Origin of the sequence: Pseudomonas algeriensis (assembly GCF_048847255.1) — a bacterium.
Taxonomy (GTDB): domain Bacteria; phylum Pseudomonadota; class Gammaproteobacteria; order Pseudomonadales; family Pseudomonadaceae; genus Aquipseudomonas.
In genome coordinates, this window is record NZ_JBKKRK010000009.1 from 187,554 (window position 1) to 200,250 (window position 12,697).

General features: G+C 61.4%; 6 protein-coding genes. 5 read left to right on the forward strand and 1 reads right to left on the reverse strand.

The features are described 5' to 3' along the window. Positions 1 to 32: 32 nt before the first annotated feature. The 5 genes from cobG to ACLK1G_RS15855 all read left to right on the forward strand — a co-directional run bounded on the left by cobG (position 33) and on the right by ACLK1G_RS15855 (position 11,924). Entirely contained in the window at positions 33 to 1,352 is a 1,320-nt protein-coding gene (gene cobG / locus ACLK1G_RS15835; protein WP_420766261.1) for a precorrin-3B synthase, read from the forward strand. After that, positions 1,345 to 1,971 (forward strand): precorrin-8X methylmutase, encoded by a 627-nt coding sequence (locus tag ACLK1G_RS15840; RefSeq protein ID WP_420766262.1) that lies wholly within the window; start codon positions 1,345 to 1,347, stop codon positions 1,969 to 1,971. The genes cobG and ACLK1G_RS15840 overlap by 8 nt, the downstream gene beginning before the upstream one ends. Then, positions 1,971 to 2,702 carry a precorrin-2 C(20)-methyltransferase gene (locus ACLK1G_RS15845; RefSeq protein ID WP_420766318.1) on the forward strand — a complete coding sequence of 244 codons (732 nt, stop codon included), beginning with the start codon at positions 1,971 to 1,973 and terminating at the stop codon, positions 2,700 to 2,702. Before ACLK1G_RS15840 ends, ACLK1G_RS15845 begins: the two co-directional genes overlap by 1 nt. Then, positions 2,702 to 4,399, forward strand: a complete 1,698-nt coding sequence (cobJ, locus tag ACLK1G_RS15850; RefSeq protein WP_420766263.1) for a precorrin-3B C(17)-methyltransferase — start codon at positions 2,702 to 2,704, stop codon at positions 4,397 to 4,399. The genes ACLK1G_RS15845 and cobJ overlap by 1 nt, the downstream gene beginning before the upstream one ends. A 475-nt stretch (positions 4,400 to 4,874) precedes the next feature. Next, on the forward strand, positions 4,875 to 11,924 hold the full coding sequence (locus tag ACLK1G_RS15855; RefSeq protein ID WP_420766264.1) for a TcdA/TcdB pore-forming domain-containing protein: 7,050 nt from the start codon (positions 4,875 to 4,877) through the stop codon (positions 11,922 to 11,924). 11 nt (positions 11,925 to 11,935) lie between these two features. Here ACLK1G_RS15855 and ACLK1G_RS15860 read toward each other — a convergent pair whose 3' ends face one another. Further along, complete coding sequence (locus ACLK1G_RS15860) at positions 11,936 to 12,532, reverse strand: MarC family protein (protein WP_092171337.1); 597 nt, start codon at positions 12,530 to 12,532, stop codon at positions 11,936 to 11,938. Positions 12,533 to 12,697: the final 165 nt, after the last annotated feature.

Genomic DNA, 12,697 nt, shown 5'->3' on the forward strand with positions numbered 1-12,697 from the left:
CCGATGCGGCGCTCCTACTTGCCGGTTATAACTTGAACGAACGTCCGTCCTGCCACGTCATACGCCCCTCGGGTTGCCCCGGGTTGCTGCGTGTCGTCCAGGCGCTGGACGGTGGGATCTGTCGGATCAAGCTCGATGGCGGTTCGATCCAGGCGGACCAGGCCGAGGCCGTGGCATTGGTGGCCGAGCGGTTCGCCGGCGGTGTGATCGAGGCGACCAACCGAGCCAACCTGCAAGTTCGTGGGATCGGCCCCGAGCGCGACGCGCTGATCGAGTCTTTGCTGGCTGCTGGGCTTGGCCCTCGCAATCCGGCCGGCGATGACGTGCGCAATCTCATGCTCAGCCCCTCGGCCGGCATCGATCGGCGGATGCTCATCGATACTCGCCCATTGGCCGAACAGATCCTCACTACGTTGCAAACCCACGAACGTTTCCATGAACTGTCGGCCAAGTTCGCCGTGCAACTGGACGGTGCAGAAGCACTGGCGATGCTGGAACATCACCACGACCTGTGGTTGTCGGCGTTGGTACGCGATGGTGAGCCCTGGCTGGCCTTCGGCTTCGCTGGCGTCCCGCTGGACGAGCCGGCGGGACGGGTACCCCTGGCCCAAGGGCACGCCTTGGTGGTGGCGGTACTTGAGCTGTTCCTCGACCTGGCCCGCCCCGACCAGAACCGCATGCGTGAGTTGCTGGCTGAATTCTCCGCGGATGAATTCGTCACGCTTTTGGCCCGCCGGGTACCGCTGCAACCCTGCCCGGATTGGCGGCGGGTTGCTTCGACCGATGGCCTGCACATCGGTATTCATCCCCAGCATGACGAGGGCGTTTTCGTTGGCGCCGTGGTTCCCCTGGGCCGGCTCGATGCCGCCATGCTGCGCGGCGCGGCGCGACTGGCGCGGGAGAAGGGCGACGGCAGCCTTCGTTTCACCCCTTGGCAAAGCCTGTTGCTGCCTAACGTTCGCGCCGATAACGCCGCCGGAGTACTGGCGCGGCTTCAGGCGCTGGGCCTGTTGGTTTCGGGCGATCAGCCCCTGGCGCAGCTCATCGCGTGCACCGGGTCCAGTGGCTGCGCCAAGGCCATGGCCGACACCAAGGCCGACGCTCACCAATTGGCGGAGCGGCTGCACCGCCGTGGCCAGGCGCTGAACATTCATTTGTCCGGTTGCCCGCGTTCCTGCGCAGCGGCCCATATCGCGCCCGTCACCTTGTTGGCGGTCGCCCCCGGTCGTTACGACCTGTATTTTCGCGATGCGACGCTGCCGGGTTTCGGCGCGTTGCAGGCGCACAATCTGACTATCGAAGCGCTCGACCACTGGCTCGACGCTCATCCCCGGAGCCCCCTTGATGCTTGATTACATCCGCGACGGTCAGGAGATCTATCGCAACTCCTTCGCGATCATCCGCGCCGAGGCCAACCTGGCGCGCATACCGGCCGATCTGGAAAAACTCGCGGTGCGGGTGATCCACGCTTGCGGCATGGTCGAGGCGGTCGATGGCCTGCAGTTTTCCGAGGGCGCGGGCACGGCCGGGCGCCAGGCGCTGGCCGCCGGTGCGCCGATCCTGTGCGATGCGCGGATGGTCTCCGAAGGCGTGACCCGGGCTCGCCTGCCGGCCAACAATCCGGTGATCTGCACCTTGCGCGACGAGCGCGTGCCGGCCTTGGCCCTGGAACTGGGCAACACCCGTTCGGCGGCGGCGCTGGAGTTGTGGCGTCCGCATCTGGAGGGCAGTGTCGTGGTGATCGGCAACGCGCCGACCGCGCTGTTCTACCTCTTGGAAATGCTCGATGCCGGGGCGCCAAAACCGGCCCTGATCCTCGGCTTTCCGGTGGGGTTTGTCGGCGCCGCCGAATCCAAGGCGGCGCTGGCGGCCAACAGCCGGGGCGTGCCGTTCGTGATCATGCAAGGGCGGCTCGGCGGCAGCGCCATGGCCGCCGCGGCCGTCAACGCCCTCGCTACGGAGGTTGAATGATGCAGCAGCCTGGACGCCTGATCGGCCTCGGCGTAGGGCCCGGTGACCCCGAACTGATCACAGTCAAAGCCTTGCGCCTGCTGCGCGAATCGCCCGTGGTGGCGTACTTCGTCGCCAAGGGCAAGAAGGGCAACGCTTTCGGCATCATCGAGGCGCATTTGCAGGACGCGCAAACGTTGCTGCCGCTGGTCTATCCAGTCACCACCGAGGTGCTGCCAGCGCCGCTGTCCTATGAAGAGGTGATCGCCGATTTCTACGACACCGCCGCCGAACAGTTGGCGGTACACCTGGACGCCGGTCGCGACGTGGCGGTCATCTGCGAGGGCGACCCGTTCTTCTACGGCTCCTATATGTACTTGCACGATCGCCTGGCCGAGCGTTATGTCGCCGAAGTCATCCCCGGCGTGTGCTCGATGCTCGGCGGAGCCTCGGTGCTCGGGGCGCCGCTGGTCTATCGCAACCAGAGCCTGTCGGTGCTCTCCGGCGTCTTGCCTCACGACGATCTCAAGCGTCGCCTTGCCGACGCGGACGCGGCGGTGATCATGAAGCTGGGACGTAATTTCCCCAAGGTTCGCCAAGTGCTCCAGGAACTGGGCATGGACGGGCGGGCGCTGTACGTCGAGCGCGCGACCATGGCCAACCAGAAAATCGTGCCGTTGGATGACGTCGAGCCGATGTCTTCGCCGTACTTCTCGCTGATCATCGTGCCGGGCGAACGGTGGCAGGGTTGATGGCCGCCAAGACGCCGGCCATCGTCATCCTTGGCCCTGGCAGCCTGGCGACGGCCCGACGGATCCAGCAGCGCTACCCCGACGCCCTGATCCACGGCCTGGCCGGGCGGGTCGAGGGCGATCGGCAGTACCTGGAATTTGGCGCGACGTTGCGCGAACTCTACCAACAGGACACGCCGATCATCGCCCTGTGCGCGGCGGGCATTGTCATCCGTACCCTGGCGCCGCTGTTGCTGGAAAAAGGCGCCGAGCCGCCGGTACTGGCGGTGGCCGAGGATGGCAGCGCCGTGGTGCCGCTGTTGGGCGGCCTGGGCGGGGTGAATGACATGGCCCGGGACATCGCGGCAACCCTGCGGGTCGCGCCGGCCATCACCACCAGCGGCGAATTGCGTTTCGGCACTTGCCTGCTCAATCCGCCGAGCGGCTACAGCCTCGGCGACCTGGAGCAGGGCAAGCGCTTCGTCTCCGACCTGCTGGCCGGTGAGCCGGTGCGTATCGAAGGCGCGGCGCCGTGGCTGGATCAGGCGCAGTTGCCGCAAGACCCGCAGGCGCGGCGCACGATCCGCGTCGGCCATGCCGAGCGTGAGGCGAGCACTCACGAACTGCTGATCTATCCGCGCAGTGTCGCGGTGGTGGTGAGCGCCGAGTTGGCTGACCTGCCGGGCGCCGTTCGTGCCGCTTTGCAGCAAGCGAACGTGGCGCTTCAGAGCCTGGCGTGCCTGGTGGCAGCGGATACGCTGATGGCCAGTGTGGCCTTGCGTGAAGCGGCGCTTGAACTCGGGGTGGCGCTGCGCTTTGTGGCGACGACGGGCGATGCCGCCACCTTGGCGCGCAGTTCGGTGCCGGCGGCGAACATCCTTTCGGCGACGGACAACCTGGCCATCGCCGTTGCCGTGCAACCCTTGGATGTGGCCCAAATCGGTCGTCCGCGCGGACGCCTGGCGGTGATCGGCCTGGGGCCGGGCGCTGCCGAGTTGATGGTGCCGGCGGTGAAAGCCGAGTTGGCGCGGGCCACCGATGTGCTCGGCTACGAAACCTATGTGCGTATGGCCGGCCCGTTTCGCGATGATCAAGTGCTGCACTGCACTGACAACCGCGAAGAAATGCAGCGCGCCCGACACGCCTTTGGGTTGGCTGCACAAGGCCGTTCGGTGATCGTCGTGTCGTCCGGTGACCCGGGTGTATTCGCCATGGCGGCGGCGGTGCTCGAAGCGTTGCACGAGTCCAGCGATCCGGCCTGGCACCAGGTTGAGCTGGAGATCCTGCCGGGCGTGTCCGCGTCCCTCGCCACCGCCGCCCAGGCCGGTGCGCCGTTGGGGCATGATTTCTGCGTGATGTCGCTGTCGGACAATCTCAAGCCTTGGTCAATCATTGAAAAACGCCTCGACCTGGCTGCCGAAGCCGATCTGGCGCTGGCCTTCTACAACCCGATTTCCCGTGCGCGACCGTGGCAATTGGGGCGTGCGCTGGAGATCGTCGGCCAGCACCGCACACCGCAGACGCCGGTGGTGTTGGGGCGCGACATTGGTCGCCCGGGCCAGACCCTGCGTGTCACCACGCTGGGGCAGCTCACCGCCGAGCAGGTGGATATGCGCACGATGGTCCTGATCGGCTCCTCCACCACCTGTGTGTTCCCGCGTGCATCCGGTGGAAACTGGGTGTACACACCGCGCTGGTATGGGGCCAAACCGGCCTGAACCGCGACACTGTTTTGTGGTAGGGGGAGCTACTGTGGCGAGGGAGCTTGCTCCCGCTGGGCTGCGAAGCAGACCCCGCCCGGCGCTTGGGTGTATCAGATTGATCGAGCCGCTGCTTTTGGGGCTGCTGCGCAGCCCAGCGGGAGCAAGCTCCCTCGCCACAGGATAAAAGTGGGTTTGCGAGTGTGTTCCGATTCTTTTGCTTTAGTTGTCGTCCGTATAAATAAAAGCGCACGTTGTGGTCTTGTATTTTCTTTGAAATGCATTGAAAGCCTTCCCGGTTGAATTGTTGGTTTTTAAGCGTTAGTTTGCCTGCCTGATAAGTGGCTAGCGTGCACTTGTCACGGCTTGGTCTATGTGTAAGTTCTCGCCAAGTTACAAATATCAATGGAATGAGAAGTCGCCGGGTTTCGCTCTGGTGACGGTATTTATTTACCTGTTCTTTTGTGCTGGAACAGGTCATGGAGTGTTTTTTATGCAGGACGCGAATAAGGATAGTAGTGGTGGGGGGGAATTCGGCAATCTTTTCAAACGGGCCGACCTCGAACGAGCCCTGTTGCCCTACCAAAACAACGAGCAATACGACACGGTCATTCGTTACTACTCTGCCTGTGTCGGCATGCCGGACTCCCACAGGCTGCTTGAGCCATTGGGGCTGTTGAAGCAGGCGCTCGCCGAGCTGTTGGGCCGCCGAAGAATCAAGCGCAGCGAGGCTGCATCCATCGTCAGCCGGTCCGGGGCTACAAAGGACGCGCCACAACTGTATAACGAGATCGACCACGAGGAGGCGCGCCTTCGGTTCAGCCTCGAACAAATGAAGAAGCCGCCAATTAAAGTGCCCAAGACCTTGCACTTCGTCTGGCTCGGTGGCGGGCTTGGCGACATTCAGCGCGATTATCTCAATGTATGGCGGCAGGTGTTGGCCGGGCAAGGTTATACGCTGAATCTTTGGTATGACAGCGATGCACTAGTTGCCTGGCAAACCAATAAAATTATTGTCGAAGCCGCGAAGGCAGATGCTCTTTCACACGTAAGTGGCACGGTGAGTGCAGAAAAACTGGCGACGCTTTACGAGGAACGCGCCATTGTACTGAAGCAACAAATGTATGCGCACATCAATGCGGCGGTGGCCAAGGGTGGATCGGCCGATGAAGCCCGCATGGATTTATTGGTTCGCGCCTACGGCCAGGATGCACAGCAGTTGCAGGCATTAAGGCAACGTAACAGGCAGAGCGTCGAGACCATGGCTGAGGGTCCCCTTCAATTGCGTGACCTTGCCGCCAGCGAGGCCCCCCTGCAGTTGCGGGGTATTTATGAGCAGGAGATGCGTTTGCGCGGCAATATGGCTGCGGCGTCCGATCTGGTACGCGCTGAAGTCCTGTTCGACCAAGGTGGAAGTTACACTGATATCGATCATCTTCCCCCATTGGCGGATGTCCTGGGGGGTGTCGATATCAGTGCCCTGGGCTTTGATGCCCGCTTGGGAATCCTGCAGTTGCTGTTGAACAACAACCCACAATGGATGCCCGGTCGTATCGAGTCCTCCAGGTATTACGCCAGCATTCCCGCTGAGCAGCTGTCGGCACTGCAGGCTTTCGCGCAGGGGCGGCCAAGCCTGGGCGAGGTTTTCAAGGCGCCGGCGGATCGCCTCGTCAGGCCCTTCGCGCTGCGCGCTGCGGCAATACGTGAATCATTGACGAATGCGTTCCTGATGGCTCACCCGGGTTCGAGCATCCTGAAAAGTGTCATCGAGCGTTTCCGCTTCAACTATGAGGTGTTGGAAGCTTCCACCCGACTGGCTGCTCAACGTGGTGTTGCATTGAGCAACGCTGGTGAGATGAGTGAATTGGTGCGCGAAGTGCTGGAGACGACGTATGGGCCTTTGGAAGAACTGCCTTCGAAAGACGCGATGTTTGCCGCATTTCTGGCCGATGCCATAGCGACCTATTTTCGCGACGGCATTCATCTTGAAAGCGAAGGGACTATCTACCTCACAGGTCCCGGCGCCATGAAAGATGGCATGGCCGACTATGCCAAAGCGCACTTGGTCCCATTTGTTGCAGAAAAACTGCGTAACGAGGCAGCCATCGCCCCCTATTCAACAGTTAACGGCGTCACTGAAGAAGAGCTGGATCATTCATGGAAGGTCAATGGCGCCGAACCAGAAAAATGGGTCAGCAATGAGTGGGCGCGTTGGAAAGAGAACAAGTATCCACGTTATAACGGCGACATCGCGCAACTGCTCCAGCATTCGACGATCAAGTTCCAACAGGGCTGGCCGCTGATCGAAGGGCGAGCGGTACTGTTGACGGATGTATTGGAGCGATTGGTCGAGGGGCTTGGCGAACCCTTCGTCGAGGCGATGAGCCAGGGGCACGACGGTGAAGTCCGCTTCGAGAAGCCGCTGCCGTTGAGTTTCGATGATCGCCAGCGTATCCGGCGCCAGACAACCGATACGCTGGCTCCGGCATTCCTGAGCGATGCAAAGATGCAGAGCCTGGGGATCGACGACGTACTGGTCGATATCGCCAGCGGCACCCGGCGCTTCATAGAGGCCAGCCCGATACAGCGGCTGTCGCTGGGCGTGTTGCTGGGCTTGGACACCCTGGATAACCCGCGTTTCAATGCTTTCACCAGTGAGTTGGAAAACCTGGCCAACAGCGTTGCCGAACAGGGTATTGCCGGCCGTTACGCGGTTATCGAGCGGCAATTGTTCAAGCGTAAGACGGCCAGCTTCATGAATGGCCTGGTGAGCGACTCGGCGGATGCGCCGCTGCCGTCCGACAGCGCGCTGGAGCTGAAGAAAACGGCCTTGAAACAGGCGCGGACGTTGTTCCAGTGGGGGCGTCAAGTCGCACGGATCCAGAAAGTGGCGACCCTTGAACATCGCCTAAAGGTCGTTGAACGCTCCGCGCAGGTGCTGGACGGATTCGGCCACAACGGCGTGCAAATGATCCCCCAGGATTTGCTGCTCGATAGCGATGGCGAGGCGATTGGCGGGCGCTGCTATCCCCTGGCGTTGGTAATGAGCGCAGCGCTGGCCCAGGGTGAAGTGTCTTCCGGGCACTTGCGCGGACGCTTCTACCTGGCGGTGCTCGAACCCAGTGAGGCCGATGCCCAAGCCTTTCTGCGGTCGCTGGAAGCGTTGCGGGATGTACCGATGCCTGAGGTCGGAACACGTTTGGGGCAGGCGAATCTGGATCAGGTCAAAAACCTGCTCGAGACGCGCAGCGGCCCCCGTATGGTGATGCTCAATTCTGATAACCACTCGATGTTGGTGGCCAAGACTGTCAACGGCGAACGTGCCACCTATCATTTCTTCGACCCCAACTTCGGCCTGTGCAAGTTTGATCATGCGGATGGGCTGCAAACTGCGCTGGAACGATTTTTCCAGACAGAGGGCATGGCCCACTATTACGCGGCGTATGGTCCTGCCGCTCGACCGGAATTCGATCTGATCGACTTGCACAGCGAAAAGATCGCTGCCTTGACGCTGGCTGGCGGCTTTACCGTGGAACACCTGCTCAGGCCCGACCCCTTGCCAGGAAAACCGGTTGCAATTCGCCAACGCTTGAACAGTGCCCATGGCAGATCCTTGGCGGAAAACGCGCACTTGGGCAGCAGTTTACTGAAGCTGGATAGCCACTGGTGGGGCCAGCAGATCGCCCAGGCAACGGTCGGCTTGCAAGAGCTGCATGGCTCGACGACCCCGCTGGTGCCCTTGTTCGAAACGCTGGAAATCACGCCGGAAGGCAAATACCGGGTGAGCCTGATCGATCCAGCGCACCCACAACAGCCGGTCCGCGTGCTCAGCGACGATCATCGCCTGTTGCGGATCAAGAATTGGCTGTCGGAACAGTTTTCGACCCTGGCGCGCAAACCCGTGCAGATGGGCAGCGTCCTGGACCCGACCGAGGCCGGGAGTGTTCATACCCTCAATGCGGGTTTCACCATCCAGGCATTGATGAACGCCTTGCGCAGCCGGGAAGGCTCTGACCGAACGCTGACCACCGCCGTTCGCCTGCATGCCTACGTCAACTATGCGCAGCTGGTGCATGGCAACGTTGTGGATGTGGCGGGCCTGGTGCAGTTGGTCCGTACCGCGTTGACGGAAGAACGGCTCATCGCTCGCACGTGCGCGCCGATTGTCGGCCAGGCGCTGGGGCATGCGGCCAACGAAGGCGTCGGCGCGGTGTTGGGGTTGGCCAATGTCGGCTTTGATATCTATCAACTGAAGACGGCACGCAACGGCATTGAGACGGCGCAATTCGGGACCCAACTGGCGTTCGACTCTGCCAGCCTGGCCCTGATGGCGGGCGGCATCGGGGCAGGGTTGGCCGCCGCGTCGACTGCAGCGGCGGTACTCGGAGGCGCGGGGGTGATATTGGGGGGCTTGGCCGTCGGGGTCGCTGCACTGGCCCAGGGGTTCGCCAGCATTGCTCGCGAAGCGCAACAAGTCGGAGATTTTTTTGCCGATCTGGAGCAGGCCTATCGTGGCGATGGCTACTACCATGATCACAAGTTGGACGCGTGGGTGCCACGTTCGCCACTGCTGATCAAAAGCATTGACCTGAACGACGGAACGGTGCAGCTCGACAGTCCAAAGCTGTATCCCCTGCATGATCATTTCGGTGTGCCGGGTTTCGATCCCGATGACGCGCGGGCGATCGACATCCGTCGAGAGTTGGGGCTGCCCAGACAGATCGGATTCGCCCCGCCCAGCGGACGACCCATCGTGCTGCCCTGCACGCCGCAAACCACGTACGGTTATGAATACAAGGCGCTACCCTTTGCTCGCTGGCGCCATGATCGCGGCTTCGACACGGCTCGCCGGCTGGAAAAAAAGCAAGCGGACGGTACGTGGCTGTTCCTGTTCTCGTTCTATTCGTTTCCTTCCGATTACATTCTCAATCGTCTGAACCCGGTGTACGGCGAAACGGTCGTCCGGGTGTACCTGGATGCGGTGGAGCGCACGCTCGTGGTTCCTGTCCTGCCGCAGGCCTGGCAAGGAAAGCTGTCCTATTGGCTCAGGGGCGCCGGCGCACTCTGTACCGTGGCGCTCAATCCCGGGGTGAACCTAAGGCTTGTCGCCCCGAACCTGACGTATTGTCGCTGGGTGTTGCAGGCAACCTGGGCCAAAGGCAGTGATATCCGGGTCGAGCCGTCCGGTGAGTTGTACATCGGCTCTATCCATGTCGCTCGTGTCGGCCGGAACGAAGTGCTGATTCGCACAGCCGACCAATTGTTCAGTGTCACCAGGGATAAGCGCCAGCTGGATATAGTCGAGCAGACGGCGCCCGAAGGGCTCGATGAACAGGCGTTGCTTGACCACTACCAGGGCCTGGCGCGCGCGCATCGATTGGCGTTGCCTTATACAACGATCGACCGCTACCTGGTTCCATTCGAGGATCCTCGACAACCTCGCTATACCACGGCCTGGTATGACGCGGCCGAAGACCGTTTCCTTTACATCCGCGACGACATGGAAGTACTCGGCGAGCCACGATTGTCACTGGTCGTGGATGATTCGGCGTATTTTTACGATCCGGACGGGTACCAGATCTGGCAGGCGGATTGTGCGACGGGCCTACTCGAATGTCGTTATGTGCTACTCGTCCAGGAGGGCAAGAGCACCATTCGCAACATCGAGGCTGATGCCCAGGGAGTAATTCATGTTTTGCAGGAGCACGTTGATGACCATCAAGCCGTCCGGCAATACCGATACCTGATTCATGACGGGCAATTATCACTGAGTTCCGTCACTTGCGACACGGCACCGCAGCTGCAAGCGCTGCTGTTGACTGGCAATACGCTGGCCGAGTGGTCGTCCGTGCTGGGCAATTTCGCTCGACTGGGCGCCAACCCCTCGAACACTGGGTCTACGGCCGTCTATTGGCAACCGGCCGCGTATGTTTCGATCTGTTGGACAATTGCGCCCAACGTCCGAGACATGGCCTGGATACGCCGTAGCGATCGTTGCCTGATCCCTGCACCACCGGCCCAGCACCATGCCCGAGGTTGGGACGACTCGATCAAGAGCCTGGACGGTCTGATGCTCTTACCCATGGCCGACGACAGCGATGTGTTCTTCGTTTACCAGCGAGTCAGCCCCAACCAGACGCTCTGCCGACTGCAACGCAGCGTGACGGACGGTAAGGCGCAGTGGACGCACCAATGGATGCAGCCAGAGGGGCTCAGGCAGGTCCTGGCGGTCGAAGGGGGCTATGTGGCACTCGATGAAAACGGGCTGTTTTTCAACTTGGTTGCGCAAGGCGCGCTGCAGTTCGCCGGTGTGAGTGAGCGGTGGCTCAAAGACCGTGCCCAGTGGTGGCAGGCGCTTGAGCCGCTGGCCAAGCGCTATCCGGCCAAGGACTTCGCCATTGCCGGCGTGCGCAACACCGTCGGTGACGGCAATCTCTGTGCATGGTACGTGACGCACCGATTGTTGTTATGCGATCCGGGGCTGGACAAGGAAGTGCGCTTGCTCGGCGTGATACCGGACAACCAGTCGGTCTGGCTGTTCAATCGGTCTAACGGTGAAGTATTGAGCCAGCCGTTCTTCGACGTGCAGCAGCTTGACCAGGCTTTTGGCACCGGCTCGCAACTGTTGTCAGGCGCCAGCCTGCCGGCTTATCAACGGGAATGGGCGGGCTGGCGGTTCGCTGACGTCACGCTCGAAGGCTCCGGATTGCGCGGCATAAGCGTGGACGGTGTGGTGTTGGCGCTGCGTCATCAGGAAACGGCGACCATCACCGGGGTCAATCACGCCTGGGTGACTGTTCAGGGCGAGCACTTGGTCGAAGGTCTCCAACGATTGCTGGAAACGGCCCGGCATGACGAGTTCGTGTCGGTGGAGTCCGAGCCTGGGAGCCTGCGCTGGTATGACGTGCAAAGCGCCCGGTTGCTGCGGGTAACCGGCAAGAATCTACCCACGGACTTCACCCTGCTGGGCACTCAAGCGCAGATAAGCGTGTTATTGCACGAGCATCAGGACGGGCGGGTGCATATTTATCCGGACAAGCGAAGCATCGGGCCGTTCGATTATATCCAGCGCAACGCCCAGGTGCTGGTGGTTGAAGGAGAGAGTGTCGGCTGCGATCTTTCGCCGCTGATTCCCGACGAGGTCACCCGGTTGATTCTGCGCCTGGGCCAAGGCTCGGTGACGTGCCAGTTGACGAAGCCGGTGTGGCTGAAACTGGCGTCGGTCATTGTCGACTGTCGTCATGCCCTGGGTGAAACGCCCGCCACGCCAAGCACCTTGATCTGCGCATTCGATGAGCCGGAAAAACTCGTGTTCGAGATCGTCCAGGCGCACCTGGTCATCGTTGACCCGAACAGTGAACGCTGCTTGATTCTGCGTGATGTGTGTTCCGCCGATCCGGTATTGCGTGGCGAACTGTGCCTGGGCTTCAACGCTGCACAAGCGAGCCCGGTGTCGATGTTTGTGACGCGGTTAAAGGCGTTGGGTGCGACCAGCAGTGCAACGCTGGAGGAGCTGCTGGCGCCAGCGCCGGTCGCAGGGTAAGCCGTCTCCCGTCACGGCACCAGGTAACCTCGCACCCCGGTAAAAATGATCTGCGCCGCCAAGGCGCAGACAAACAGCCCCATCAGGCGGCTGACGATCTGCAAGCCCTGGTCGCCGAGAATCCGCTCGATGCGGCTGGACAGGTACAGCACCACGCCCACGGTAAAGCTGGCCAGGGCGATGCTGATGATGGCCATGAGTTTGTCGTCCCAGTGCGGCTGGCTCACGCCCATCACCAGCAGGGCGCCGATGGTACCGGGGCCGACGGTCAACGGAATGGTCAGCGGGACGATGGTCACGTCCTGCTGCACATTATCGGTCTGCACGGCCGACTTGCCTTGGGCCATGCCCAGTGCCGAAATGAACAACACACTGCCGGCGCCGATCCGGAATGCGTCCACGGTGATGCCGAACACGCTGAAAATCACCCGCCCAAACAAATACAGCAACACGCTGGAGATCAGCGTCGCGGTCGCGACCTTCCAGGCCAGGCGGCGTTGTTCCTTGCGCGAATAGCCGCGAGTCAGCCCGATAAAACATGACAGCACGAAGAAGGGGCTGTAGAGCACCAGCATCTTCAGATAAACGCTGAATAGTACATGGAGCATGGTTCAGACTCATTGCGAAAGACGTTGTCGGAGTCTATCAGTCTCTGAAACGACTGTCGGCATTTGATTGAATGCGGTGGAGGCGTATTTCTTATTTGTTGGGCTGTTTTTACTTGTCCGATGGGTGTTGGTTGGGCTGGATTATTTTAAAGTTACAAGTCAGGT

Bases quoted from the DNA above. Each gene is read 5' to 3' on its own strand.
- ACLK1G_RS15840 (WP_420766262.1), top strand. From the start codon at position 1,345: ATGCTTGATTACATCCGCGACGGTCAGGAGATCTATCGCAACTCCTTC.
- ACLK1G_RS15860 (WP_092171337.1), bottom strand. From the start codon at position 12,532: ATGCTCCATGTACTATTCAGCGTTTATCTGAAGATGCTGGTGCTCTAC.
- ACLK1G_RS15855 (WP_420766264.1), top strand. From the start codon at position 4,875: ATGCAGGACGCGAATAAGGATAGTAGTGGTGGGGGGGAATTCGGCAAT.
- ACLK1G_RS15845 (WP_420766318.1), top strand. From the start codon at position 1,971: ATGCAGCAGCCTGGACGCCTGATCGGCCTCGGCGTAGGGCCCGGTGAC.
- cobJ (WP_420766263.1), top strand. From the start codon at position 2,702: ATGGCCGCCAAGACGCCGGCCATCGTCATCCTTGGCCCTGGCAGCCTG.